Source organism: Microbulbifer maximicatervae (SeqCode) (genome assembly GCF_052467065.1).
Genome location: NZ_CP174299.1, coordinates 4,127,640 through 4,153,540, shown reverse-complemented (window position 1 = coordinate 4,153,540; position 25,901 = coordinate 4,127,640). Strand labels below are relative to the sequence as shown.

The following is a 25,901-nucleotide window of genomic DNA, read 5'->3' as shown; positions in this document are numbered from 1 at the left end:
CAATCTGCTGCAAAAGGAAAGCCACATTTATTTTTTAATGAATGGCCATCCCATAGGGCCGTCGGCAGTACGGCGGCTAGGCTAAAATCTCAAAAAGAAGGGACGTAAGAAACTCAGATACGATAGAGCGGATCGCGACTAGGACAAAGAGGACTAGTTCACAATTTGTTGTCACTAGCTGCGACCAGCAAGTCAAGTAAGTACTGAAACCGTAGGATTCATACACCAGCTTTCTACGAATGTTGGGAGTTTTTTAGAGTCTATCTGCTTGCTCACCCAACGCCTCGCATCCCAACAGCAGGCCTTAAATATACGTACGCTGAGCAATAAAGGCTATATCTAAACAGACCTAGATGTGACTATTAAGGCAAGCCCTGTCTCACAATGATAAAAACACAGCATTTTTTTTCAGATAAAAAACCTACCGGAAAACACAGGAAAACCGGAAGAAAAGTTAATGTCAGGATGACTGATATTAATATTCGCCTACAAAATTAAATATATAGGGAATATAAAATTTCATTGGAGTAAAAATTTAAAACCGATTCCTAATCAATTTTTAGAGAAGGAAAATAAAAAGGGGCCCAAAGGCCCCCTATAAAGAAATCACTAAAGCCCTAAAAGCTATCGCCAGGTATTCGCACCCAACCTTCCATTAGGATTCGAGCGCTACGACTCATAATAGCCTTGGTAGCAGTCCACTGACCTTCGACCTCTTTGGCTTCAGCACCCACACGCAAGGTACCCGATGGGTGGCCGAAGCAAACAGAGCTGCGCTCACCCCCACCAGCTGCAAGGTTAACCAATGTGCCCGGGATCGCTGCAGCGGTGCCAATGGCTACTGCTGCCGTGCCCATCATGGCGTGGTGCAACTTGCCCATAGATAAGGCGCGCACGAGGAGGTCGACCTCGGAAGATGCCACTGCCTTACCACTGGATGCAGCGTAATCCTGCGGTTTAGCAACAAAAGCAACCTTAGGGGTGTGATGACGATTTGCAGCTTCTTCTACGGTAGAAACCAATCCCATCTTTACCGCACCGTGAACGCGAATGCTCTCAAACATCGCCAGCGCTTTGCTGTCACCATTAATGGCATCCTGCAATTCAGTGCCGGTGTAGCCAATATCTTCTGCATTGACGAAAATCGTCGGAATTCCAGCATTGATCATGGTGGCCTTTAGCACACCTACATCGGGCACTTCCAGATCATCGACCAGGTTACCAGTAGGAAACATGGCACCCTCACCGTCGGCAGGGTCCATAAATTCCACTTCCACTTCAGCCGCCGGAAAAGTCACTCCGTCCAGCTCAAAGTCTCCGGTTTCCTGAACTTCACCATTGGTCATGGGTACATGGGCAACAATGGTCTTGCCAATATTGGCCTGCCAGATGCGCACGGTGCAGATGCCATTTTCTGGCACTCTCGCGAGCTCTACAAAACCGCTATTGATCGCAAAGGCACCCACGGCGGCGGTTAGATTTCCGCAGTTACCACTCCAATCAACAAACGGCTTATCGATAGAAACCTGGCCAAACAGGTAGTTCACATCGTGATCGGCTTTATCGCTGGGCGACAAGATTACCGTTTTGCTGGTGCTTGAAGTAGCGCCACCCATACCGTCGGTTTGCTTACCGTATGGATCCGGGCTGCCAATCACGCGCAGCAGCAAGTTGTCACGGGCCTGCCCCGGCACTCGTGCAACTTCGGGCAGATCTTGTAAGCGGAAGAAAACACCCTTGCTGGTTCCCCCGCGCATATAAGTCGCGGGGATTTTTACTTGAGGAGCAAACTTCATAACTCAGACCGTCGCTTCTGCTTCGAGGAAGTCTTTGGCAAAGCGCTGCAAAACACCCCCAGCCTCATAAATGGAAACCTCTTCTGCAGTATCCAGACGACATGTAACAGGAGCCTCAATCGTCTCACCGTTAGCGCGGTGGATAAGCAAGGTCAGCGTGGCATGGGGAGTGCGCTCACCGATTACATCGAAACTCTCGGTACCGTCGATACTCAGGGTTTCACGAGTAGTGCCCGGCTTAAACTCTAACGGCAATACACCCATACCGATTAGATTGGTGCGATGAATTCGCTCGAAGCCTTCGGCAACAATCGCTTCCACACCGGCAAGGCGCACACCTTTCGCAGCCCAATCACGAGAAGAACCCTGCCCGTAATCAGCACCTGCAATGATAATCAGAGGCTGCTTCCGATCCATATAGGTCTCGATGGCTTCCCACATACGGGTAACCTGCCCTTCCGGTTCGACACGAGCCAGGGAACCCTGACGGACCTCGCCGTTATCATCGCGCACCATTTCGTTGAGTAGCTTCGGGTTGGCGAAAGTTGCACGCTGGGCAGTGAGGTGGTCGCCACGGTGGGTCGCGTAGGAGTTAAAGTCCTCCTCCGGCAATCCCATTTTCGCCAGGTATTCACCGGCAGCACTGCTGGCCAGAATGGCATTGGACGGAGACAGGTGGTCGGTAGTGATATTGTCACCCAGCACCGCCAGCGGGCGCATGCCCTTCAAGCTGCGCTCGCCTGCCAGGGCACCTTCCCAATAAGGTGGGCGGCGGATATAGGTACTCATCGGGCGCCAGTCGTAGAGTGCGTGGCCCTGCTCTTCTGCGGCATCCCGCTCTTCGAACATCGGAATATACACATCGCGGAACTGCTGTGGCTTCACGCTCTGACGTACGATCGCATCGATCTCTTCATCGCTGGGCCAGATGTCTTTCAGGGTAATCGAGTTGCCATCGGCATCGTATCCCAGCGCATCTTTTTCAATATCGAACCGGATGGTGCCGGCAATAGCGTAGGCAACGACCAGCGGCGGTGAAGCCAGGAAAGCCTGCTTGGCATAGGGGTGGATACGACCGTCGAAGTTGCGGTTTCCGGACAGGACCGCAGTAGCATACAGGTCGCGATCAATCACTTCCTGCTGAATTTTCGGGTCCAGGGCACCGCTCATACCGTTACAGGTGGTGCAGGCGAAAGCCACTACGCCGAAACCCATCTGCTCCAGATCCGGTAGCAGGTCGGCCTCTTCCAGATACATTTTTACCGTTTTGGAGCCTGGAGCCAGGGATGACTTGACCCAGGGCTTACGGGTCAGGCCGAGCTTGTTCGCATTGCGGGCAATCAGGCCTGCGGCAATCATATTGCGCGGGTTGCTGGTATTGGTGCAGCTGGTAATCGCGGCAATAATCACAGCACCATCGGGCATCTCACCGGCTTTCTCTTCCCAGGCTTTAGCGATTCCACGATTAGCCAGTTCTGAGGCCGGTAGCAGCGCGTGGGGGTTGGAGGGGCCAGCAAGATTGCGACCCACTGTATCCAGGTCAAATTTCAGTACGCGCTCGTATTCAGCATCCTTCAAGGTGTCGGACCAGAGGCCCGTTTCCTTGGCAAACTTCTCTACCAGAGCTACCTGCTCATCATCGCGGCCGGTGAGTTTGAGGTAGTCGATGGTTTGCTCATCGATAGAGAACATGGCCGCAGTAGCGCCATACTCTGGTGTCATATTGGAAATAGTGGCGCGATCGCCCAGGGTCAGGTTGGAAGCCCCCTCACCGTAAAACTCCAGGTAGGCTCCAACCACACGCTCGCGGCGCAGGAATTCAGTGAGAGCCAATACCAAGTCGGTACCAGTAATACCCGGCTGCAACTTTCCAGTGAGCTCCACTCCAACAATATGCGGCAGACGCATATAAGAGGCGCGGCCAAGCATTACGCTCTCAGCTTCCAGGCCGCCAACACCCACAGAAATCACACCCAGAGCATCTACCATCGGCGTGTGGCTGTCGGTACCGACACAGGTATCCGGGAAGGCCACGCCCTCGCGCACCTGCACCACCGGAGACATTTTCTCCAGATTGATCTGGTGCATGATGCCGTTACCGGGTGGAATCACATCGACGTTTTCAAATGCGGTTTTGGTCCAGTTGATAAAGTGGAAGCGGTCTTCGTTACGACGCTCCTCTACCGCACGATTTTTTTCAAAAGCATCCTTCTCAAATCCGGGGTGCTCTACCGCGAGGGAGTGATCCACAATCAACTGGGTGGGAACAACTGGATTTACCTTGGCGGGATCACCGCCTTTATCGGCAATGGCATCGCGCAGACCGGCCAGGTCTACCAGCGCGGTTTGGCCGAGGATGTCGTGGCACACCACTCGGGCTGGAAACCAAGGGAAGTCCAACTCGCGCTTGCGCTCAATAATCTGTTTCAGGGAGTCGGTCAGTTTTGCCGGCTCGCAGCGACGCACCAGGTTTTCCGCCAGAATACGTGAGGTATACGGCAGTTTGGCATAGGCTCCGGGCTGGATCGCGTCAACAGCGGCTCGGGTATCGAAATAATCGAGGTCTGTACCGGGCAGTGATTTGCGGTAATCAGTATTCATAGCAGGTAAATCAGTCGAATCTTTTTTTAAAATCGTGTCTCTTCTGAGGGTGGCTCCAGGCCACTCACCAAAGGCAACCTGGAGCCGGCACACCGGGTGTGCCTCATTTCAAAAGTGAAATGAAAATTAACCGCGCTCAGCGATTGGAGTTACTGTACGGGGCTCAACACCTACGTACTCTGCACTCGGGCGAATAATGCGGTTATCAGCGCGCTGCTCGAATACATGTGCAGCCCAGCCGGTAACCCGGGACATTACAAAAATCGGGGTAAACAATTTTGTGGGAATACCCATAAAGTGATACGCGGAAGCGTGGAAGAAGTCTGCATTACAGAACAATTTCTTCTCGCGCCACATCACTTCTTCACAGCGAACAGATACCGGGTACAGCACGGTATCCCCAACATCTTCAGCCAACTTTTCAGACCAGCCTTTGATAATCTCATTGCGCGGGTCGGACTCGCGGTAAATGGCGTGGCCGAAGCCCATAATCTTCTCTTTGCGCTCCAGCATGCCCAACAGTTCTTTCTCTGCTTCGTCTGGATTGGAGAAACGCTCGATCAGTTCCATTGCCGCTTCGTTGGCACCACCATGCAGAGGACCACGCAGGGTGCCGATAGCACCGGTAATGCAGCTGAACAGATCGGACAAAGTGGAAGCACAAACGCGAGCGGTAAAAGTAGACGCGTTAAATTCGTGCTCTGCATACAGAATCAGGGAAACGTTCATGACCTGCTCGTGCAGTTCATTGGGTTTCTCATCGCGCAGCATATGCAGGAAGTGGCCGCCAATGCTGTCGTCATCGGTTTCAGTTTCGATGCGCACATTGTCGTGGGTGAAACGGTACCAATAGCAGATTATTGAGGGGAACGCAGCCAGCAGGCGATTGGCTTTATCCAACTGCTGGGCGAAGGATTCTTCACCTTCCAGGTTACCCAACATGGAACAACCGGTGCGCATTACATCCATTGGATGGGCATCAGCCGGAATGCGCTCAAGCACTTCTTTTAATGCCTGCGGCAGGCCACGCTTGGCTTTCAGCAGCGCCTTGTACTCCGCCAGCTCTCCCTCAGTGGGTAATTCCCCATAGAAAATCAGGTAGGCAACTTCTTCAAACTCACAGTGCTGGGCCAGATCTTTAATATCGTAACCGCGGTAAGTCAGGCCGGAACCGGATTTGCCCACTGTAGAAAGTGCAGTTTTACCTGCTACCTGGCCGCGCAGACCAGCACCGCCCAATGCTTTCTCTACCATCTTCTTATTTCCCCTGTTGTATACACATTTACTGTGTTCATCCAATTGAAAGCGCAGCGCCCGGCTTTCGCACCGGGCAGCTTGTCCCTACTTTGTGAAAAGGTCGTCCAGCTTCTGCTCAAACTCGTGGTAATTCAGGTAATCGTACAGCTCCTCACGGGTCTGCATGGTGTCGACAACCGCTTGCTGATCGCCATTTTGCAGGATGCTGGTGTAGACATTTTCCGCCGCGCGGTTCATCGCACGGAACGCCGACAGTGGATACAGTACGATATCTGCGCCCGCTTCGCCCAAATCTTTGGCGTTATACAGCTTGGTTTTACCAAACTCGGTAATATTCGCCAAAATCGGCACATTTAGCGCGTCTTTAAAGGCACGATAGTGCTCCAGCTCAGTAACAGCTTCCGCGAAAATGCCGTCGGCGCCAGCCTCAATACAGGCCTGGGCGCGCTCAATAGCCGCATCGAGCCCTTCCTGTGCAAAGGCATCGGTGCGGGCCATTACAAAGAAATCATCATCGGTACGGGCATCTACTGCCGCTTTGATACGGTCGACCATCTCCTGCTTGGAAACAATCTCTTTATTCGGGCGATGGCCACAGCGCTTCTGCGCTACCTGATCTTCGATGTGTACCGCAGCGGCACCAGCGCGGATCATCTCTTTAACGGTGCGGGAAATGTTGAAAGCGCCGCCCCAACCAGTATCGATATCCACTAAAAGCGGCAACTCACTGGCAGCAGTTATACGGCGCACATCCTCCAGTACATTATCGAGACTGGTCATACCCAAGTCCGGCAGACCATAGGAGGCATTGGCAACACCGGCGCCAGACAGGTAAATCGCCTTGTGACCAATACGTTCGGCCATAATGGCGGAATAGGCGTTGATGGTACCAACCACTTGCAGCGGTTGATTCTCGGCGAGTGCGGCGCGGAAACGCGCGCCAGCAGAAGGCTTTTGGCTCATGCTCTACCTCAGTTTCTTTTCAATGTTTATTCTCGAGGCGCGGATATGCCGGCGCATTAACAGCTCCGCCAGCTCACCATCCCCGGCCTCAATGGCCTCAATAATATGATTGTGCTCGCGGAAAGCCCGCTGGGCCCGGGGACTGGCCATCCCCAACTGGTAGCGATACATACGAACACGGTAATAAAGTCGATTGCACAGGGTATCGATCAGAAGATCATTCTTTGATGCCTGCACGATACGGAAATGAAAATCAAAATCCCCTTCCGGCTGGAAGTACGCCTTACCGGCCTGCAGCTCTTCCTGCTGCTCATGGTGATAGAGCATTTGGCGCAGCTCGACCAGATCTTCCTCGGTGCGCTGTTCCGCTGCCAGACGGCAAGCCATACCCTCGAGGGCTTCGCGAACTTCATAGAGTTCCAGTAAGCCGCGCTCACTTAACTCTACAACCCGGGCTCCGACATTGACCTTACGTTCCAGCAGTCCCAAAGACTCCAGGCGCATCACTGCTTCGCGCAAACTCCCGCGACTGGCATTAAAGCGGCGCGCCAGTTCCGGCTCGCTAATTTTGCTGCCAGAGGCGATTTGCCCTTCCACAATTTCAGCGCGCAAAGTCAGAAATAAGCGTTCAGCAAGGCTTTGGCGCTCCTCTGAAGCTGAACCGGCAGTACCAACTACAGTCATGCAAGACCTGGATTGTCGACAATATTAATGGGGCATGACATTAAATCACCAGCATTCTCTCGTCAACTGCAGGTATCCCCGATTAAACATTAAGGATTGTTGACAATAGGGCAAAATAGGTGACTTTCAACAGAGCAGTAGTCTTGCCATGTTTAAGTGGGCATAATAGCGCCCGCGCCAGATGAGCCTGTTCGACTAACGCGAGCGCTCTATGCTTTATTTGGGGCTTAGGGAAAATCCCACAGAAAGAATATCCAGGCCTCGGAACAGCGCTTGTTTTAGGCTGCCACCACCCAGGTTACAGACAGAGTTATGCCGAAGAGTATTATCAGGCGATGGCTGCCAAGCCCCGAAGAAGTTAGAGCCAACAACGGCCTCAAATTTCTGGGGACTCTTCTCCACGACCCCAACCTTTTTCATTTGAACCGACACTCAGTCTCGGTCGCATTTGCGGTTGGCGTATTTACCAGCTTCCTCCCTTTGCCAGGGCAAATGGTTATTGCTGCCCTGCTCGCACTTTGGCTGCGCTGCAATCTACCTTTGTCGATGATTCTTGTATGGATCAGTAATCCGATCACCATGCCGGCTATTTTCTTTAGCACTTACAAGCTCGGCGCCTGGGTTCTAGGGGCGCCACCGGTGGATTTCAGCATCGAACTGTCGTGGGAATGGTTGACCAGTGAAGTCGGGAAGATCTGGCTGCCACTATTTACCGGCTCTCTGATTGCCGGGGCATTCTTTGCGACAGTGGCCTATTTTGCCATGCGTGCCCTCTGGCGCTGGCACGTTGTGAAAAGATGGAAATTACGAATCCAAAGGCGGTCTGCTATCGGTTAGCTTTCTCGCAGACTTTATCTACCACCCAGTATGCAAAGCCTCCTGCGATAATTGCCAGCAGCGCAGGAAAAACATAATTAGTGACTAACCCTAAAAAAAGAGCTAGTAGAGCCCCCACTAAAAAAGTCCACAGTGCCACCAGTGAGCGATTTTCGGCGGCTGCCAGCGCCGCCGCCCAGAAGACATAAGCGCAGAAAGTATGGCGCCTCCAGAAACAATCCAAGTAGGCCATAAATCCCACCCTTCTGCGTAACATATTGACCCATCATGTAGATCGCTAGGGCAAAAAATGAACTTGAACCATTCATCAAAGAGTAAAGTCAGGTAGGCCGATATACACCAGACAGTAATGGCTGCTGGAATTGGCAGACACTTGCGCAAGATTCGAGAGATCTTGACCATCCCAAAATTCCCTACTCATTACGCAAGGCCGCTGCCGGCTGAACCCGACTGGCCTTAAAGGCCGGATACAAAGTTGCCAGCAAGCTAAGCAGAAAGCCCGCCGCCACAACCAGTGCCACGTCTCCCCACACCAACTGGGACGGCAAATAATCCACGGGATAGACATCAGACTTCAGGAACTGGATGCCGAGCATTGACTCCAGCCCCGCTACCAATTTGGTCACTGTCAGCGAGCCTAACACCCCCAACGCACCGCCAACCACAGCCCCCACAAGCCCGACCAGCGCCCCCTGACTTACAAAAGTCAGCAAAATCTGTCGGGTACTGGCACCCATAGTACGGAGGATGGCGATATCGGTATGCTTATCGATAACCACCATCACCAAAGTGGAAACCACATTAAAAGCGGCAATCGCAATAATAAGGAAAACCAGTAACCCCACCAGGTTGCGGGACATCTGAATAGCCTGGTAGAGGTTGCCGTGGGTTCGACTCCAATCAGTGCCGTAGAAATTGCCCCGAGGCAGGTCTTGCAGAAGACGCCGCATAATCCAGTTGGCCTCGAGCATTTCATTGACCCGTAACTGGACCCCTGCCCCACCGCTACCTCCAGCCAGAGTCCTGGCCTGCTGCCAGGAAACCAGGGCGAGAGATTGATCCAATACAGTGCCAGAGTGGAAAACCTGCGCCACTTTAAACCCAGCAACCCGGGCTGCCTTGCGTGCACCGGTGGCACTATCGTTATTTGGTACAATCAGGGAAAGGTAATCACCCGCCTCAACCCCCAACTTCTCAGCGAGCCCTTTACCTAGAACCACACCCGGTTCAGACGGGTCAAGCAAGGCATCGAAGGATGAGGATTCAAGGAAGTCCCCGATATTGGAGACTTCGGTAATTGTCTCCGGGTTGACCCCCTGCACCAACAGCGGCGTCACTTCAGCCCCACGCCTGGCGAGCGCATTGACCTGCCACACTTCTGCCGCGGAGAGAACCGCAGGGTCGGAAACCAACTGTTGGCGCAACTGGGCCCAATCTACATCAGGGCTCCCATTGTAAATAGTGACATGGGGCATGATCCCCAGAATTCGCTCGCGCAATTCCCGGTCAAAACCATTCATCACAGACATCACCACAATCATCAGGGCGACACCGAGGATCAGGCCAATCATCGACAAACCGGAAATAAATGAGACCAAACCAGCCGAATCGTCGTTTCGGCGTTGAGCACCGGCATAGCGCAGCCCAATATAGGCGGGAAGTGGCTTAAACATGATCACCCTGGTGCCAGTCAGCAGTCAGCCGCCCATCGATCAGATGCAGACAGCGATCCAGGGCCGCCGCTAGATCCGGGTCATGGGTAACAATCACAAAGCTAATTCCCATCTCCTGATTCAAGCGATCCATCAATTTGTGGATCTCTGCCGCCGTAGCCCGATCCAGATTGCCGGTGGGTTCATCCATCAAAACACAGGCAGGCCTTGTCACCAGTGCCCGGGCAATGGCCACCCGTTGCCGTTCACCGCCAGAAAGCTGTGATGGCTTGTGTCCCATGCGTTCACCCAGGCCTACCGCCGTGAGCATCGCCTCGGCCTCTTTGCGAGCTTCGGCAACTGAACGCTTGCCGATCAGTAATGGCATGGCGACATTTTCCAGGGCGGAAAACTCGTTAAGCAAATGGTGAAACTGGTATACAAAACCGAGACTGCTATTTCTCAACCAGCCCCGCTCATTGGCATTGAGTTCAGCGAGATTCTTACCCGCAACCCAGACCTCACCGGAGCTTGGGGTATCGAGGCCACCGAGCAAGTTGAGCAGTGTCGATTTACCAGAGCCGGAAGCGCCGACGATGGCCAATTTCTCGCCCCGCTTTACCTCAAGCTCAACACCACTCAGAACCTCCAGGTCCCGGCCTCCCTGGCGATAATGTTTGTGCAATTGCCGACAAGCCAAAACAGCACCATCCGGGGCCGGAGCTGGCTGCGCTTTTTCCGTATCTATTTCCACTCGACTGTTCATCAAACTATTCGCTGTCTCTCAACATCTATAAATCACACCAAAACAGGCCGACTTATATAAATTATTCGTAACGCAAAGCTTCCGCTGGCTCAATCTGTGCTGCTCGCCAGGCAGGAAATATCGTTGCCAACAGGCTCATACAAATTGCCGCCGTTAACACCACCACTGCATCGCCTACACGGAATTCAGAAGGCAGGTAACTAACAAAGAAAACACGGGGGTCAAATATCTTGGCGCCTACCACCGACTCAATCCAGGTCACCATTTCAGTCAGGTTCATCGCTATCACGATACCTAAAACAGCACCGGCAAAAGCGCCGATAATGCCAATGGCACTCCCCTGAATCACAAACACCGCCATAATCTGGCGGGAGGTGAGCCCCAATGTTCGCAGCACCGCTATATCGGAGCGTTTATCCGCAACCATCAGCACTAATGCGGAGACAATATTAAATGCGGCCACGGCGACAATAATCATCAGCATCAACGTAACAACGGTCTTCTCCATTTTAACTGCCTGGAAAAGACTTCCCTGGGAATCCCCCCAATCTTCACCCTGAAAACCCTCGCCCAGCTCATTTGCATAAACAGAAACAAGCCCCAGCGCATTGTCCATATCGTCAAAGCGCAACTGCAGCCCCTGGACCTTACCCGTCATCCGGGTCAGGCGCGCAGCATCTTCAATATTGATCAGCGCGACATTCTGATCCACCTGCGCACCCACAGAGAAAACACCCGCAACCGTGAAACGCTTTGTTCTGGGGAATATACCAGCAGGGGTCACGCTGACTTCTGGCAGGGTCAGTATTACCGAATCTCCGGGAATCACATTGAGCTGATGGGCAAGGATTCGCCCCAGAACCACCCCATAGCTGCGGGGCTCGAGCAAATCCAGGTTACCCATCACCATATGCTCACCGACGGTAGACACCTTGCGCAGCGCTTGCGGTTCCACACCTTGGAACTGGGCACCGTGACTGCTGCCATGAGCACTCAAGAGGGCGTAGCCATTCACAAAAGGGCTGGTCGCTTCAACATGTGGCTGAGCTTCCAACTGCCGTGCAGGTGTCTCCCAGTCCACAAGACCGCCTTCCCGCTCGACAAAGCCGTGAGGTACAACACTTAGTATTCGGGTTTTAAGCTCACGATCGAAGCCATTCATAACAGAAGCGACAACAATCAACGCAAAAACACCAAGGGCCATTCCCAGTAGAGAAAAGCCATTGATAAAGGAAATAAACTGCTGCCTGCGGCGGGCAGCCACGTAGCGCAGACCAATAAATAGGGGAACAGGTTTTAACATAGGGTCGATTTAAACGGAAAAACGTCAGGAAATCCAAAGATTTAGGCAAGTTTACCGAACGTTGTAAGTCTTGAGCTGGGCCTTCAGGCGCTTCAACGCCTCCTCATCCCACTCCTCTGGCTCTGTAAGGGCGAGCCACGCTAAGGTGTATCCCCACGGGGTATACCTATGGCCAAAAGATAACGGAGCGAGCCCTACATTTAAGTCTGCCAGCAGCTGCAAGCCGGTAACTAGAGGGTACCACTGGAGATCTGGCGATACATCAGGTCCTCTGGGATGGTTCAACCAGTCGGGCCTTTCCAGTGCCCAGCGCACACTAAAGAATACTATCGGGTCACTGGCGTGCTGCAAAAATGCAATCCTGAACTCACCCCATGGCTCACGACCAATATAGCCTCCGTACTGATTACCAAAGCGCACCACCTCTCCCCCTTTGAACTCTGGCAACCAGGCGGGAGTGCCCGGATCTCGATTTCTGACAATCCGGCTCCACATACCTACACCGAGGGGCGGCCCAGCCCAAAGGGCTCCATCAATCGGGTCATCGATAATGTCATAAAAGTCGAAGGAGTCTTCGGAAAGTTGAGCGCCAAGACTGAGGCCAAACAAGTAAACTCGGGGCCGCTCATCTTCTGGCAACTCCGCCCAATAATCATAAATGACCTTAAACAGTGCTCGCGCCGACTCGAGCCCCTCAGAATCATCCGCCATCAGCGCTATCGGGCTGGATAAATAGGAATACTGCGCCGCAACAGTGGCAGTATTACCTCGGTACAAAAACTCTAAAGAATTTACAGCACCTGGATCCACCCAGCCGGCGCCGGTAGGAGTTGCCACTAACAAGATCTCACGCCGGAATGCACCAACCCGCTTTAATTCCTCCAGCGCCAACTGAGCGCTCTTCATGGGCGTCACAGCACTATCAAGCCCAACGAAAACCCTGATGGGCTGTACTGCAGAACCAGCCACCTCTTTTATTTCTTCCTCTGTCGGCCCCAGCGTTAAGAACCGGCGCCCTTGATTGCCAATGTCATCCCACTTAATCAGCGAATTGGCGCCACCAGGAAGATTGGGGTCTGCCGGAGGGGGAATACTCTTCGCATAAGAATTATCTAGCCGCTGATAGGTCGATGAAATCACATGCAAACCTGCTTTCAACAGCACCCCATTAAAAACAGCCCAGTAAAGGAGCACAGCCGCCAACACACCCACAAGCATCGCCACTCGCTCGGGCACATGCTGCTCCACATAGCAGGCCACCAGGAGAACTATTCGCTGAAACCCTTTTCCCAGGCACCACAACACCAGGAACATAAGGAGAGATATTACAGCGATCGTAATAGGCTCTACGGTACCAACCTGCTCCATACCCATAAGGGCGCGGATAGAGTTCTGCCACTTCACTCCCTGCCAGAGAGAAACAAGAAAAAGAAGGAGACATACGGCTAATACACTTCGATCAAATAGACGTCTTTGCCATGTGGAAATCGGCAGATTGGGGATACCCAGGTATTTCCAAAGCCAACTCAGAAAGACGCCGAAAACATAGCCGACAAAGAATGCGACGCCGCCCAGTATTCCCTGCATTACATCACTGCGAGGAATAAGGGATGGCGTAAGGGAGAGCGCAAAGCAGATAGAACCAATAAGAAGGCCGAGAATTGAAAAGGTATTAACCAGCCTCATTCTTGTCCGCTCGACAAGCCAAGCATAATTAACAGCCTAGCATAGGCGCCTCGGCAATCAGCCACCCTCTGCTGCTCAATCGATTCAAAACTCGAAGTAATAACGCTGCAAGAATATAGGCGCCAACTCATTGCACCAAATATTCCAAAGAGGCGCATTTGTTTCTATTTTTGGCGCGAAAACGTGAAGAAGAACAGGAGCATTGGCGGAAATTCTGTTTTAATGGGACGGCTAATGGAACATCTACATCGGAGAACAAAAAATGTTCAGCAGACTCCGCAGCGGATTGAATTGTCTCGCTGGCTCAATGGCACTACTTCTTACTTTTGGCGCCCAGGCGACAACCATTGAAGTACCCGTAGGCACCCAGGGTGGGGAGCTCACCATTGAAGAAGTCCGTGGGCTTAAAAAACATGATGTGACCTCACGCCTGGGGGAACCCCTTGGTATTGAGGGGCCAATTGGCGAACCCGCTATCACGCGCTGGGAATACGGCGAGTTCTACGTTTTCTTTGAACAGGACACCGTCCTACACACAGTGAAAAAACCCAGCGGCTGAACTAGCACATCCTGGCAGGCGCTCAACTGAAGCTGCCTGCCTCACCCAAAGTGAAGCACCCCACTCTAGCTGCAGCTGCAAGATAATTCAGCCCCACCCTTTTGCTGATTCGGAAATTTAAGATCACAGCAACCTGAATCAACCACCTCCAACCGGAGTTACAAGCCGTGCGCTATATCGCCATTCTGTTTTTTGCATTAACCACTATTGCCCAGGCTGAAGTCACCCTGGTGGAAGTGATTAAGTCCGAAAACAAAATGCACTTGCTCGATGGCGACAAGGTTATAAAGAGCTACCATGTAGCCTTCGGCGGGCAACCCCAAGGACACAAGCAGCAGGAAGGCGATGAAAAAACCCCCGAGGGACACTACACGCTGGACTACAAAAAAGAAGACTCCTCTTATTATCGGGCAATGCATATTTCCTATCCCAATGCCGAAGACCGCGCTCAAGCTGAGGCTCGGGGAGTCTCGCCAGGTGGCTTCATTATGGTCCATGGCCAGCGCAATCGACTCGGCTGGCTCGCTCCAATCACCCAACGTTTTAACTGGACTGATGGTTGTATTGCCCTTACCAATGACGAGATGGATGAGTTTATGGCACTCGTAAAAAACGGCACCCCCATTGCAATCCGCTGGTGAAACATCACCAAGATAGAGGCCATAACAGCTCTTCAAAGTCCTTAGGGAGATTTTGAAGAACTGCCCGATAGCCAAGGGACTGGATTTCCCCTCTACAACCAGTCAATATGCCCGCCGTAACTTCACCTTGGTGGGGTGGTCAACTTTTAGGCAAGCTGACAGAACACCACCTTCCGGACTAATGAGAAACCGATAGAAAATGACAGTAAAAGTCGAATCCGTAGATAGCCTATTGAAATCCAGCGGTCGCGAGGGCGAAGAAGTCCGCGTTCAAGGCTGGATCAGAACCCGCCGCGACTCCAAAGCCGGCCTCTCTTTCCTGGCCGTACACGACGGCAGCTGCTTTGATCCGATCCAGGTCGTTGCTGAGAATCACCTGCACAATTACCAGTCAGAAGTGCAGCGCCTGACTACCGGCTGCGCGGTAGATATCCTCGGTACCATCAAACCATCCGAAGGCAAGGGGCAGTCTATCGAACTGCTCGCCACCGAAGTCCAGGTTGTCGGCTGGGTAGAAGACCCGGATACCTATCCCATGTCCCCCAAGCGCCACACTATGGAGCACTTGCGCGAACACGCTCACCTGCGCCCGCGCACCAATGTCAGTGGTGCCGTAGCCCGCGTACGTAACTGTATCGCCCAAGCGATTCACCGTTTTTATCACGAGAACGGCTTCCTCTACGTGCACACCCCAATTCTCACCGCTTCTGACTGTGAAGGTGCTGGCGAGATGTTCCGGGTCAGTACCCTGGATATGGAGAACTTGCCGCGCACAGATAAAGGTGCGGTGGACTACAGCAAGGACTTCTTTGGCGAAGAGAGCTTCCTCACTGTATCCGGCCAGCTGAATGTTGAAAGCTACTGCCTGGCCATGTCCAAGGTGTACACCTTCGGCCCCACCTTCCGTGCAGAAAACTCCAATACCACTCGCCACCTGGCAGAGTTCTGGATGGTTGAGCCGGAAGTTGCCTTTGCAGACCTGGCAGATGTAGCCGATCTCTCCGAGCAAATGCTGAAGTATGTATCCAAGGCGGTACTGGAAGAGCGCGCCGATGATATGGCCTTCTTTGCCCAGCGCATCGACAAGGAGGCTATCAGCCGCCTGGAGAATATCGTCGACAACGATTTCGCCCGCATCAACTACTCCGAAGCGATTGAAATCCTGGAAAGCTGCAAAGAGAAGTTCGAGTTCCCCGTATCCTGGGGTATTGATCTGGCCTCTGAGCATGAGCGTTACCTGGCAGAGAAGCACTTCAAAAAGCCAGTTATCGTGATGAACTATCCGAAGGACATCAAAGCCTTCTACATGCGCATGAACGACGATGGCAAAACCGTTGCCGCAATGGACGTTCTGGCACCGGGAATCGGCGAAATTATCGGCGGCGCCCAACGTGAAGAGCGTTTGGAGAAGCTCGATGAGCGTATGGATGAAATGAATGTACCCAAGGAACACCTGAACTGGTACCGCGACCTGCGCCGCTACGGTACAGTGCCTCATGCGGGCTTTGGCCTGGGCTTTGATCGCATCGTGTCCTACGTGACCGGCATGGGCAACATCCGCGATGTAATCCCCTTCCCGCGCACACCGAAGAACATCTCGTTCTAAATAAAAAGCCCCGCGTTGCGGGGCTTTTTATTTCACATACAAATCCTCAAGCGCTCTGCCCAGTTGCTGTAGCAATGATATCATCGCTCGCCTTTTCACTGATCATATAGACCGGCACCACAATGAAAAAACCTGGGATTCGGGGGAACACCGAAGCATCCACCACCCTTAAATTATTGGTGCCGTGAACCCGGAATTTACTGTCGACAACTGCCATAGGATCACTGGCAGGCCCCATTTTATTGGAACAGGAAGCGTGATGTCCCCAAGCTTGGTTCTTAACAAAATCGCCAATTTGCTGATCTGACTGAACCTCTTTACCGGGCAATAATTCCCTGGAGACCTGCTTGCTCACAATAGGGCCCGACATAATATCCCTGGAAATTTTTACCCCCTCAACAACTGCCTGAAGGTCTTCTCCCAGAGCATCATTACCTTCACCAAAATAGTGGAAGTTGATCTCCGGCGTATCCCTGGGATCAGCAGATTGCAGGGTCACACGCCCGGCGGTATTGTTCGTATGGCCTTTCAGTACAATCCAGGAGAAGCGGTCTTTGTAGTCCCGCAACGCCTGGGAGTACCCGGGAAAGTATCCGTGGAAATCGGAGGGCACTCCGAAAATAAACAAGTCGGGATCTTCCAGCTCCGGTTTGGAACGCTTGACTAGAGACAATACCGGACCATTTCCACTGTAGGGCCCCTGATTGAACCAGCCATAGCGATAGCGATTTAAGCAGGGATCATTCCCCTCCCCCCAAGTGCAATCTTTAAGAAGGGCAAGATCCTCACTCATCTCACTAACGATTCCGACCTCATAGCGATCCTGGAGGTTCTCTCCTACCCCAGGCAAATCTACCAGGGGCTCTATGCCGTGATCTCGGAGCTCATGGGCGGGACCAATTCCCGACAACTTGAGAAGTTGCGGGCTATTGAAGGCCCCTCCAGACAAGATAACCTCGCGATTTGCCCGGACTTGCCTTAAGACTCCGGCAGTACCGCTTTCGTCATGGTAAGGATCTGCCTTATACAGGCTCGCCCCCTCTAAAAACTCCACCCCAACAGCAGTATTCCCCTCAAACAACACACGAGTTGCCAGTGAATTTGTACGAATATGAAGCAAGTTTGGATAAACTGACTGGGTATCTAAGAGGTATTCGCGCACACTGGTACGGCGGTTTCGGCTATCTGCTGCCATAGGGGCGATAAAAGGCCCTTCCTGGCCACTGGCCACGTCCCAATGATTGATATCCAGGCGAAGATTGCCGCTGATAATTTTTTCCAGAGCCCCTTCGAGCCCATACTTGGCCAGCGCAGCCTGCGCAACTTTCAAGATCGCCGGGTCTTCCAGCAACAAAGCGGGATTGCCGCGATTCGTAGGCAGCCAACCATCAAAACCGTGGCGGGATGGATTGGAGAAAATTGGGCGGGGCACATATTCACAACGCTCTAATCGCTCAAAATATCGCCGCATATTTGCGCTACCCCAGGAGACATCCCCTGTATCCCGAGCTATGCGGTCAAAATCATTGTTATGTGGATAGACTGTAATCAATGCATGGTGCGTGGTACAACCACCGATAGTACTCGCCCGTGGGTAGAGGATTCCCTTCCCGGAAACATATTTTTCGTCCAGTTTCTGCTGATTGATATCCGCATAATGCTTAACAAAAAAGTCCCAGCTCAATTTTGGGTCTTCAGACGCAAAGGGGTGCCATGCTGGAATATTATGGGTGTCATCACTGGGGTCATCAGCACCAGCTTCCAACACCAAAACAGAAAACCCCGCCTTTGCTAAATTTACCGCTAATGGCCCCCCACCCGCACCGGACCCAACAATCACGTAGTCATATTGATCATAGAAATTCCGATCCAACATTGAGAGAGCGGAAACCAATCCTGTCGAAGCCGCGCTGGCAGCAATACCCAGTTGCACCGCTCCTTTAGTAAAATTTCTACGACTAATTTTTTTGCTCGACACTTTCTTGTCAATCGAATCCTTCTCTTCCATAGTGCTTATCCATTTTTATACGTTGTATCCGAGATAAGCATTATGCACGCCAGATTTTGCAATTCTGTCTTACAGAAATTGCTTTAATCTAAAACTCGACCTACTTACCAACGCGAGGATGTATCACATGCCTAAAAGATATATCGACGCAAGACTTCTTAAATGAAATTAAATAAACCTCTCCCATTCCACCTGGAGACCCCAGAAGAGAAGCACCTGTGAGGCATCAAATAAAAGGAAAACGAGTTTTTAAGCTGGCCAAAATCAAAGGTCACTCTTCAAAATTCAATCAGCCAGATAAACCTTCAAACACCACCTCAAAAAGGAAACATAAATAAATTTGAATAACTGCAAGGCAGTTTATTATTTTAAGCATTACGCCAACGCTTAAAATAATAAATCACCCAGTCCGGCAAGTAACAAACTCAGATCACAACGGCGGTTTTCGTGAATTTTCTACACAATCAGTCGCTGGAATATTCTTAGCCCACCTATTGAGAGCTTAAAACATTGCCCAAAGTATCAATCTGTCTATATGATGCAATCATCGAATTTGATTGCGATTCTTGGAATAACAACTAGATTAATAAACACTAAAAAATAAAAACGATCCGATTCAACCCAAAATCCTCAGGAGCATCGGACACAAGTTTTAGTTGATGACCGTGAGAAGGAGATCAGAATGTCTGGAAAAGAGCTCTATATCACCTACGAAGAACTTTTAAAACTCGAGAGTTTTAGAAAACCTAACTCAACACCAAGAAAACCCCAAAACATTGATACCACCCACCTTGATGATATCGAAGTAATCATTGCTAACGGCAAAGGAATTCAAGCTCTCGATAGAGAAGCTATCAACAAACTACCACTAACAGGATGGGTTTGTAGATTTCCCGCCCACATTCACCCCCCAAAAGGGTTGAAACTCGTTCAGGTCAGTGAGCACCTATTGAATATTGCTCCGGCTAGAAATATGCCGTTGCAAAAATTTGAAGCTTTAGTCAAGGAACTCACTATCAGCGCCATCACAATATTCAAGAAGCAAGGTCGAGCCGTCTGATATATGACCATGATCACAGCCGACTGCAAAACGGTATGCTATTGAGCTGCCGTTTTGCTATCTCTCCACTAAGTACTTACCCCCTAGCCTATTAATTTCTGAAATGCGATTAACTTCCTGATGTAAGCTCGCATTTCCGGAGTATCAAATTTCCCCTGATAACGATCAGGATCGTTGACTGAGCGCCCCTTAATACCGGGACAGCCGCCAAATCGTATTAGTGTGGAAAAAGCAGGCATTAACTGCAACTCTTCTACCGAAGCCTTGATTTCTAAACCCAAATGATCTGAGTACTCTTCAATATATCTGGAAACCGTCCCCATACCTGAAAGTGTTTGTGCACAAACCATATTCCCAACTGTCCCAAACTTGGGGAATCGATGAACTTCTTTAAAGTCCACCTTATCAAAGCTGGCCAATAGATTTTCCTTCAATACCAACTCGGCAAACTCCAGGTGCTCCCCCTTTTTGGGTTTCAAGCCTGTCACCTGGTAGTGGAGCGCCTCAAAGGGAACAAAAAGATTGCTCCACCCCTTTTCAATTTTTGAAATTGCATATTCCTTATAAGCAGCTTTTTCCTGATACTTATCGATAGTCTGAAAGATTGAAAGCGCCAGACCAACAACTGCCACCCCGGCTGCAACACCGCCTATCCTGGTTACCCTTTTCAGGCCACTTTGGGTTTCATCCCATGTCTTCCCATGAATTGCCAAAAGAGCCGCGATAGCTGTAAGTGCATGCCCTAAAATAGAAATAGTCAGATCCATAAGCTCCCCCAGAAAAAAATCAAATTTCAATATGCACTAAAAATCAAATCTTGGTATCACTATCTACCGATACCAGAAAATTTCAACACAGTAGATACACGCCACATTGCGAAAATCACCGCCAGGCTATCTATTTTCATTAATGGGCAGGAATAAATAGAAAGATACACTTACTCAGAAAAGCTAATCAATAAGTTAAAATTACTATTTTTAGACGGGAGCCTTATAAAAAAACCAAAACAAAACAATCGTACCCATTTGGATTTACCTCATCGCAAAGAATTAAATAGTAATATACGGAGCTTGTACTTTTCCCGTAGATTTAATTAGCAAGTAGGCAAAGCAATAAGGGGCAAAGGTTGACTCACAAGATAGCGGTTTACTAACCACACTATTTAAGTCAAATCTCCTGACTCCATACAATTAATAAATTTAAAGGCCTATTATAACAACCAACCCCCAACTACCTGCCAAACATCTCCGTTGCGACCCAAAGGCTACTATTGGGAACCTTTTTAAAACTTGACCCTGAACAGCTAACGACTATAACTATTCACAAGGTTGTATAACACGCAGCATCTACTGACCAACTGGTATCCATATGATACATCTATTTGTACACGCAAATGTTAAGGACTTCAACGAATGGCACAGAGCGCTAAAGGAGTTTATGCCTATAGTTGAGCAAATGGGTGCTACTGCCACATCCGTATACCGGGAAATTGATAATCACCATAATGTGACCGTGATCCATGAATTTCCTTCGAAGGAGCATGCAATTAAATTTGTCAATAGTAGTGAACTTGAAGAAGCCAAGAAGAAGGCTGGCGTGCTTGTGACTCCAAAAATTTGGTATACAGAAAAATTATAATTATTCCTTATTTTGGCATAGAAATTTATAAAGCTATCTTCACCCCCAATAGGCCTATCCATTCAAGGGGTGTATCTTGATCAATGGCTCTTCCTTTATAAATAAGCTGACTCTAGAGTATCCCTCCACTAACAGTACCCATATAACAATATTGATAACCCCTGCCTTTAAAGTAACTTCATATACTTGACTGGCACATGATCAACCAGCCACACATTATTAGCAGAGCGATAAAAATCAAAACCATCTCGATGCATGGATTTAGCCTCCACCCTTAACAGTACGGGCTTGCCATACCTGGCACCAACAGATCGAGCAACAGCCTCAGATTCTGACAGGTGAACATGATGCCTTTGCATTTTCTTCAGTCCTTGCGCGAGGATATCTTCAACAAAACGCTCTGCAGTGCCATGGAGAAGCGCACCTGGTGGTTCAAGGGGGCTTAAATGTAAATTAATATCTACAGAATGTCCCTGATTGGCTCTGATAGAAAGACCATCATCACTTATAGAAAACCGCTGCTTATCATTGGTTTCCACAACGACAGAAACCAAATCCCTGTTTAGCTCAAAGTCTACAGTTTTCTGAATCAACTCATCAACTGCCACCCATCCATTCTCATCCATAAACAAGCCGATGGCTTCAGGCCTATGCCTGAGCAGGTAGCTGAAGTATTTTGATATCCTACTCAGCTCTCTACTGAATTCAGTATCTCTGTTCAATTCTAATATTCCACAACTAAGAATATAACTCGAAATTTTATGATGGGGCATTCACCTTGGCGAAAATGTACTCATCAAAATAAATACCCCCTTTTTTTACTGAGCAGCTTAAAGTCCCTTCATGCTTATACCCCGCCTTCTGTAAAACCTTCATTGATCCGACATTTCCAAAAAAGACAGAGGCATAAAGCCTGACAATATTTTGTGAAGAAAAAATCTCACGAGTAAACTGAGTCAAAGCAATAGTAGCAATTCCTCTCCCCCAAAATTCTCGCGCAACCCAATATCCAACCTCACCGGAGTGAGAATGCTCAAACAGCTGCTCGCGCATACTTATAATCCCGCAAAAGGCCCCTCTGTACTCTATTGCCTTTACAATCCCTTCCTTCTTACAACCTTTATCAACCCACCAAGCAGCATCTTCCAATGTATAAGGGTGAGGAATTCTCGATGACAAATACTTAAGCACAGACTCATCATTTAAGTACTCAACCAGTAGTGCTTCATCATTCTTTTCAATGTTTCTTAATTCAATCATTCGAACAAACCATCAATTCCTTAACCTATTACTGACACCCTTTCAATGAAAATCAATGCGTTGTTGAAAGCTAGGGTTCTCAGCTATCAACTATTCCTGCCTACTCTCCAATCGGCATAATAGCTTTTTATCTTCCTACGACTGCCTCACAATTATTACTACATCTCAAAAATTTCAGCCATTATCAATTATAATCGACCCTATTTGTACGGAATTCTATCAATATGTACCCTCAACAACTCAACTTGGCAGTATGGGCCTCACTAGCCCCTGCTGCGTTGGTGTCTGCCCAGGAAGTAACTCAAACGGTAGAAGAAGTTGAAGTTATTGGTAGAGCCCAACAATTTTATCTGGACTCTCATACACAAGCTGGAACTAAAACTGACGCAGACTTATTAAATATTGCAATGTCTGCTCAGGTACTAAATGAACAGCTTATTGAAGACCAGGCTGCCCGCGATATCACTGACTTGTACCGCTCCATCGCAGGAGTTAGTCAATTCAGCTATTCCGGTGTCACATTTCGGGGATTTCGAGACAATAAAAATATTTTTTACGATGGAGTCCGCGGCGATCCCTATTCGGGGTTTAGTGTTCCTCAAGTATCAAATGTAGCGCGCATCGAGGTACTAAAAGGGCCATCCTCCGCCCTCTATGGCGGCGGTGAGCCCGGAGGGATGATTAACTACACCTCCAAGAGGCCAACCTTCGATGAGCGCCGTGAATTAACAGTCACCTCCGGAAGCGAATCGCTAAAAGGAGCTTCTATCGAGCTAACAGGCGGTGTAATTGAAAATATCGCCTATCGTTTAGGAGGCTTCTATGAATCTCAAGATAGCTTTCGCAATAATGCGAACAGCGAGAACATTGAACTTGCCGGGGGACTACTATTTGACCTCTCAGCAGACACTCACCTGACGACCACCTTCGAGCACATAGAACAAAACCTAGGCGGTAACCGCTTGCGCGGCGTACCCGTTAATGATGACGGCAAATTCCTGGTAGATCCTTCCTACAACACCAACGAAAAATCTGATTATCAAAACCTAAAAGCCTTGGTTCTTCGAACTAAAGTCAAGCATAAGGTGACAGATAGCCTGAACTTTAACGCAACATTGCGTTACATGGAAAATGAAAGGGAGCAGGCTTATCACGAATCACGCGGTTGGGTAGACATCAATGGTGATGGAATGGCCAATGCTGAAGATGGAACCATCCGCCGTGAGTACCGCGATCAGTACCGGGCAAATGAAGAGCTGAGCCTTACTTTGGACTTTGTGTATGACACAGACATTTCAGGTATGAATCATCAGATTTTGCTTGGTGGTGACTATCATGATGTTGATACAAAATATGACTATTGGCGAGCGCGCCCTGGAGCAGACGGTGTTACAAACCTCAACATCTACGAACTCAACTACGGGATAACTGACCCGTCAACTTACAACCTTATCAATATGAATAAGGATGGTACGGCCAGCATCCGTACCAGCATTTATATCCAGGATACTGTGGAATTGACCAATCAGTGGTTCTGGATGATAGGTGCGCGCCTTGATCAGTTCGACGAAACTGAAAAAGAAAGCGGCAATAGCTACAAAGATAATGATGCAAGCTACCGTACAGGCATCACTTATAAGCCCGTAGATACACTATCCCTCTATGCAAATTACTCCCAGAGCTTTAATCCGGTGAGCGCAGACGACTTTGAGGGCGGCGCCGAGGAGCTTGAACCCAGTACTGGCAGTCAAGTGGAGATTGGTGTGAAGAAGGAATGGCTGGATGGGCGTATCCTGACCACTCTAGCCTTCTATCAGATAAAAAAAGCAAATATGGCCCAAAGTAACCCCGCCTATATCAGTGCCGATGAGACCCCGAATGAAGCCGAAATTATCAACCTCGGGCAGGTTCAAAGTGGTGGAAGCGAGTTCACCTTAGTCGGTGACATAACTGAGAGACTCAGCATAACAGCTAATTATGCGTACAACGATACGTATATCACTGAGGGGGACTCACGTAATGTGTCAGACTCAGGTCAGTTCGTAAATGCACCCAAGCACCAAGCAGGCTTGTGGGCCCGCTATGACCTCAGTATATGGGACTCAGCATTTGCCATTGGTGCCGACTATGTGAGCGATCAAATAAGCTTCGATGATCAAAAAGTAAAGGCCTATACTGTACTCGATGCCAGCTGGGCAACTCGCTGGGATGATATTCAGCTGAGTATCAACGTGAAAAACCTTTTGAATAAAACGTATGCAGTGAGCGGTTTTAATGAGCGGCAAGGACATTTTCCCGGCCAACCACGAGAGCTAATCGCCCAGCTTTCCTATGACTTTTAGCGACCTAGCAATTTATCGTCAGCGGATTTCCACTGGCGATATCATCTTGTTCTATACAGGAAGGAAGTTCTTTGACGATACACTCACCAATATATCCCCGCAGACTTACCCACCTGTTCAGCCCTTTTTCTAAACTTAGATATTATGAAAACGACACTGATCCCCCAGATTGAATTTCTATTAGCAAATATTCAATCCGAGGTTGCACCTTCAATCAAGACGAGTACAGACCGTATAAATTTCGATCGAATAACCTCTCCATGACGCTATACAGACAGCAAACTCCTATTAATCAAGTTGGTATTCAAAGTCGTAGTAATGAACTCCACCATCCACCTGAATAGACATTTTCCCAGAGAGTCCCACTAGTTCCCCAGTGCCAGAATCAGGCACAACTTCTAAAATAAGGAAGTCCTCTCCTTTCTTCATAGTCCCAAAGTGCTGTAAAACAAACGTGCCTCGCTTACCACCTAAAGTACCGGCAACTTGTTCTATAGCTACATACCCCGCAGATCCTTTTATGGGAGTCATTGCACTTAACATTTCTCCTCGACTTTCTCCTGAAAGATCACCGTAAAAGACTTTATTAATTGACATACGCCCCAAGTTGTTTCCTTCACTGCCTTTCGCATACGGATCCATCGGCTTTACAGTAACCTCGAACTTTCCTGAAATTTTCATATTTGCTCCTTTGCGAATTTAGATTGAAGTAGTACGTGTCTGGCTTTACCAGTAACAACTTAGGCTCTAAGGGAGTCTAAAGTGCTACTTATCGGTTTTCCATTTTAATATACAAAACTGTATATTTATACACCCAAGATGGCATAGTGAATGACTATGGGTTGAGATGTTTATGAAGGTGCGCAATTAACACTCAAAAGTACTAATGTCCATTAAGCGGTTAAGAGACATAAGCGAGAAATATTGGAACCCACCGAAGCAGTATGGGCTTTTAGCACTTCCAATCTCGTCGAGAAGATAGTTCATTATTATTTGGGACCAGGTGGAAATACGCTTGTCGATTCTACACAGAGAGAAATTAAAGAAATCGGTAAAACGGGATTACAAGAGTTCAGTGAAGCAAAGCCGAAATGACGATGCCCCCAAAACTATTTTGGAGGCTATGAGTTATTATTTTTTCTATACTAGTATTGGCAAAACGATAGATCGTAGATCTGTGGATTGATTAGCCCAAAACACTGACTGCCCAACTTATTAGCACCATTATTAGGTGTAATAAGC

22 protein-coding genes are annotated in these 25,901 nt (G+C 49.5%); 7 read left to right on the top strand and 15 right to left on the bottom strand.

Annotation, left to right across the window (positions count from 1 at the left end; all coding sequences use genetic code 11):
* Positions 1-617: 617 nt before the first annotated feature.
* The 5 genes from prpF to ACJJI1_RS18345 form a co-directional block, all read right to left on the bottom strand.
* Positions 618-1,796, bottom strand: coding sequence for a 2-methylaconitate cis-trans isomerase PrpF (gene prpF / locus ACJJI1_RS18365; RefSeq protein WP_444957545.1), 1,179 nt, complete (start codon positions 1,794-1,796; stop codon positions 618-620).
* A gap of 3 nt (positions 1,797-1,799) precedes the next feature.
* Positions 1,800-4,397, bottom strand: coding sequence for a Fe/S-dependent 2-methylisocitrate dehydratase AcnD (acnD, locus tag ACJJI1_RS18360; protein WP_444957544.1), 2,598 nt, complete (start codon positions 4,395-4,397; stop codon positions 1,800-1,802).
* A gap of 126 nt (positions 4,398-4,523) precedes the next feature.
* Positions 4,524-5,651, bottom strand: a complete 1,128-nt coding sequence (gene prpC, locus ACJJI1_RS18355) for a bifunctional 2-methylcitrate synthase/citrate synthase (RefSeq protein WP_444905390.1) — start codon at positions 5,649-5,651, stop codon at positions 4,524-4,526.
* Between the two features lie 87 nt (positions 5,652-5,738).
* Positions 5,739-6,617 carry a methylisocitrate lyase gene (gene prpB, locus ACJJI1_RS18350; RefSeq protein ID WP_282932634.1) on the bottom strand — a complete coding sequence of 293 codons (879 nt, stop codon included), beginning with the start codon at positions 6,615-6,617 and terminating at the stop codon, positions 5,739-5,741.
* A 3-nt stretch (positions 6,618-6,620) separates the two neighbouring features.
* On the bottom strand, positions 6,621-7,301 hold the full coding sequence (locus ACJJI1_RS18345) for a GntR family transcriptional regulator (RefSeq protein WP_282932633.1): 681 nt from the start codon (positions 7,299-7,301) through the stop codon (positions 6,621-6,623).
* A gap of 312 nt (positions 7,302-7,613) precedes the next feature.
* On the opposite strand from ACJJI1_RS18345, the gene ACJJI1_RS18340 reads away from it, so the two are divergent.
* Positions 7,614-8,138 (top strand): DUF2062 domain-containing protein, encoded by a 525-nt coding sequence (locus tag ACJJI1_RS18340; RefSeq protein ID WP_444957543.1) that lies wholly within the window; start codon positions 7,614-7,616, stop codon positions 8,136-8,138.
* Here ACJJI1_RS18340 and ACJJI1_RS18335 read toward each other — a convergent pair.
* The 5 genes from ACJJI1_RS18335 to ACJJI1_RS18315 all read right to left on the bottom strand — a co-directional run bounded on the left by ACJJI1_RS18335 (position 8,128) and on the right by ACJJI1_RS18315 (position 13,545).
* On the bottom strand, positions 8,128-8,370 hold the full coding sequence (locus tag ACJJI1_RS18335) for a hypothetical protein (protein WP_444957542.1): 243 nt from the start codon (positions 8,368-8,370) through the stop codon (positions 8,128-8,130). The genes ACJJI1_RS18340 and ACJJI1_RS18335 overlap by 11 nt on opposite strands.
* Before the next feature lie 181 nt (positions 8,371-8,551).
* Entirely contained in the window at positions 8,552-9,811 is a 1,260-nt protein-coding gene (locus ACJJI1_RS18330) for a lipoprotein-releasing ABC transporter permease subunit (RefSeq protein ID WP_444957541.1), read from the bottom strand.
* Positions 9,804-10,556 carry a lipoprotein-releasing ABC transporter ATP-binding protein LolD gene (gene lolD, locus ACJJI1_RS18325; RefSeq protein WP_444957540.1) on the bottom strand — a complete coding sequence of 251 codons (753 nt, stop codon included), beginning with the start codon at positions 10,554-10,556 and terminating at the stop codon, positions 9,804-9,806. Before lolD ends, ACJJI1_RS18330 begins: the two co-directional genes overlap by 8 nt.
* 61 nt (positions 10,557-10,617) lie before the next feature.
* A complete protein-coding gene (locus ACJJI1_RS18320; RefSeq protein WP_444927674.1) occupies positions 10,618-11,859 on the bottom strand; it encodes a lipoprotein-releasing ABC transporter permease subunit in 1,242 nt (413 codons plus the stop codon).
* A 51-nt stretch (positions 11,860-11,910) separates the two neighbouring features.
* Positions 11,911-13,545 carry an alpha/beta hydrolase gene (locus ACJJI1_RS18315; RefSeq protein WP_444916965.1) on the bottom strand — a complete coding sequence of 545 codons (1,635 nt, stop codon included), beginning with the start codon at positions 13,543-13,545 and terminating at the stop codon, positions 11,911-11,913.
* A gap of 262 nt (positions 13,546-13,807) precedes the next feature.
* Here ACJJI1_RS18315 and ACJJI1_RS18310 point away from each other — a divergent pair, with 262 nt between their 5' ends.
* The 3 genes from ACJJI1_RS18310 (at position 13,808) to asnS (ending at position 16,351) form a co-directional block, all read left to right on the top strand.
* Complete coding sequence (locus ACJJI1_RS18310) at positions 13,808-14,104, top strand: hypothetical protein (RefSeq protein ID WP_282932628.1); 297 nt, start codon at positions 13,808-13,810, stop codon at positions 14,102-14,104.
* A gap of 167 nt (positions 14,105-14,271) precedes the next feature.
* Positions 14,272-14,745: a L,D-transpeptidase family protein gene (locus ACJJI1_RS18305; RefSeq protein ID WP_444957539.1), complete on the top strand. Its 474-nt coding sequence runs from the start codon at positions 14,272-14,274 to the stop codon at positions 14,743-14,745.
* Positions 14,746-14,944: 199 nt separating this feature from the next.
* Positions 14,945-16,351: an asparagine--tRNA ligase gene (gene asnS / locus ACJJI1_RS18300; protein ID WP_444957538.1), complete on the top strand. Its 1,407-nt coding sequence runs from the start codon at positions 14,945-14,947 to the stop codon at positions 16,349-16,351.
* A 46-nt stretch (positions 16,352-16,397) separates the two neighbouring features.
* Here the strand turns inward: asnS and ACJJI1_RS18295 are convergent, their stop codons facing one another.
* Complete coding sequence (locus tag ACJJI1_RS18295) at positions 16,398-18,359, bottom strand: GMC family oxidoreductase (protein WP_444957537.1); 1,962 nt, start codon at positions 18,357-18,359, stop codon at positions 16,398-16,400.
* Positions 18,360-19,041: 682 nt separating this feature from the next.
* Here ACJJI1_RS18295 and ACJJI1_RS18290 point away from each other — a divergent pair.
* On the top strand, positions 19,042-19,419 hold the full coding sequence (locus ACJJI1_RS18290; RefSeq protein WP_413665631.1) for a hypothetical protein: 378 nt from the start codon (positions 19,042-19,044) through the stop codon (positions 19,417-19,419).
* Between the two features lie 83 nt (positions 19,420-19,502).
* On the opposite strand, the gene ACJJI1_RS18285 is transcribed toward ACJJI1_RS18290, so the two are convergent.
* Positions 19,503-20,186, bottom strand: a complete 684-nt coding sequence (locus ACJJI1_RS18285) for a hypothetical protein (protein WP_444957536.1) — start codon at positions 20,184-20,186, stop codon at positions 19,503-19,505.
* A 670-nt stretch (positions 20,187-20,856) separates the two neighbouring features.
* Here ACJJI1_RS18285 and ACJJI1_RS18280 point away from each other — a divergent pair.
* Positions 20,857-21,057, top strand: coding sequence for a DUF1330 domain-containing protein (locus ACJJI1_RS18280; RefSeq protein ID WP_444957535.1), 201 nt, complete (start codon positions 20,857-20,859; stop codon positions 21,055-21,057).
* A 167-nt stretch (positions 21,058-21,224) separates the two neighbouring features.
* Here ACJJI1_RS18280 and ACJJI1_RS18275 read toward each other — a convergent pair whose 3' ends face one another.
* On the bottom strand, positions 21,225-21,830 hold the full coding sequence (locus tag ACJJI1_RS18275; RefSeq protein WP_444957534.1) for an RNA 2'-phosphotransferase: 606 nt from the start codon (positions 21,828-21,830) through the stop codon (positions 21,225-21,227).
* Entirely contained in the window at positions 21,817-22,317 is a 501-nt protein-coding gene (locus ACJJI1_RS18270) for a GNAT family N-acetyltransferase (protein WP_444957533.1), read from the bottom strand. Before ACJJI1_RS18270 ends, ACJJI1_RS18275 begins: the two co-directional genes overlap by 14 nt.
* Positions 22,318-22,541: 224 nt before the next feature.
* On the opposite strand from ACJJI1_RS18270, the gene ACJJI1_RS18265 reads away from it, so the two are divergent.
* Positions 22,542-24,659 carry a TonB-dependent siderophore receptor gene (locus ACJJI1_RS18265; RefSeq protein WP_444957532.1) on the top strand — a complete coding sequence of 706 codons (2,118 nt, stop codon included), beginning with the start codon at positions 22,542-22,544 and terminating at the stop codon, positions 24,657-24,659.
* Positions 24,660-24,947: 288 nt separating this feature from the next.
* Here the strand turns inward: ACJJI1_RS18265 and ACJJI1_RS18260 are convergent, their stop codons facing one another.
* Positions 24,948-25,340: a DUF3224 domain-containing protein gene (locus ACJJI1_RS18260; RefSeq protein WP_444957531.1), complete on the bottom strand. Its 393-nt coding sequence runs from the start codon at positions 25,338-25,340 to the stop codon at positions 24,948-24,950.
* Positions 25,341-25,901 lie beyond the last annotated feature (561 nt).

Coding starts and splice junctions, on each gene's coding strand:
- acnD (WP_444957544.1), bottom strand. CDS start 4,397: ATGAATACTGATTACCGCAAATCACTGCCCGGTACAGACCTCGATTAT.
- prpF (WP_444957545.1), bottom strand. CDS start 1,796: ATGAAGTTTGCTCCTCAAGTAAAAATCCCCGCGACTTATATGCGCGGG.
- ACJJI1_RS18330 (WP_444957541.1), bottom strand. CDS start 9,811: ATGTTTAAGCCACTTCCCGCCTATATTGGGCTGCGCTATGCCGGTGCT.
- ACJJI1_RS18290 (WP_413665631.1), top strand. CDS start 19,042: ATGTCTGGAAAAGAGCTCTATATCACCTACGAAGAACTTTTAAAACTC.
- ACJJI1_RS18265 (WP_444957532.1), top strand. CDS start 22,542: ATGTACCCTCAACAACTCAACTTGGCAGTATGGGCCTCACTAGCCCCT.
- ACJJI1_RS18335 (WP_444957542.1), bottom strand. CDS start 8,370: ATGGCCTACTTGGATTGTTTCTGGAGGCGCCATACTTTCTGCGCTTAT.
- ACJJI1_RS18280 (WP_444957535.1), top strand. CDS start 20,857: ATGCCTATAGTTGAGCAAATGGGTGCTACTGCCACATCCGTATACCGG.
- ACJJI1_RS18295 (WP_444957537.1), bottom strand. CDS start 18,359: ATGGAAGAGAAGGATTCGATTGACAAGAAAGTGTCGAGCAAAAAAATT.
- ACJJI1_RS18315 (WP_444916965.1), bottom strand. CDS start 13,545: ATGAGGCTGGTTAATACCTTTTCAATTCTCGGCCTTCTTATTGGTTCT.
- ACJJI1_RS18310 (WP_282932628.1), top strand. CDS start 13,808: ATGTTCAGCAGACTCCGCAGCGGATTGAATTGTCTCGCTGGCTCAATG.
- prpC (WP_444905390.1), bottom strand. CDS start 5,651: ATGGTAGAGAAAGCATTGGGCGGTGCTGGTCTGCGCGGCCAGGTAGCA.
- ACJJI1_RS18270 (WP_444957533.1), bottom strand. CDS start 22,317: ATGATTGAATTAAGAAACATTGAAAAGAATGATGAAGCACTACTGGTT.
- ACJJI1_RS18260 (WP_444957531.1), bottom strand. CDS start 25,340: ATGAAAATTTCAGGAAAGTTCGAGGTTACTGTAAAGCCGATGGATCCG.
- ACJJI1_RS18340 (WP_444957543.1), top strand. CDS start 7,614: ATGCCGAAGAGTATTATCAGGCGATGGCTGCCAAGCCCCGAAGAAGTT.
- prpB (WP_282932634.1), bottom strand. CDS start 6,617: ATGAGCCAAAAGCCTTCTGCTGGCGCGCGTTTCCGCGCCGCACTCGCC.
- ACJJI1_RS18320 (WP_444927674.1), bottom strand. CDS start 11,859: ATGTTAAAACCTGTTCCCCTATTTATTGGTCTGCGCTACGTGGCTGCC.
- ACJJI1_RS18275 (WP_444957534.1), bottom strand. CDS start 21,830: ATGCCCCATCATAAAATTTCGAGTTATATTCTTAGTTGTGGAATATTA.
- ACJJI1_RS18345 (WP_282932633.1), bottom strand. CDS start 7,301: ATGACTGTAGTTGGTACTGCCGGTTCAGCTTCAGAGGAGCGCCAAAGC.
- ACJJI1_RS18285 (WP_444957536.1), bottom strand. CDS start 20,186: ATGGATCTGACTATTTCTATTTTAGGGCATGCACTTACAGCTATCGCG.
- lolD (WP_444957540.1), bottom strand. CDS start 10,556: ATGAACAGTCGAGTGGAAATAGATACGGAAAAAGCGCAGCCAGCTCCG.
- asnS (WP_444957538.1), top strand. CDS start 14,945: ATGACAGTAAAAGTCGAATCCGTAGATAGCCTATTGAAATCCAGCGGT.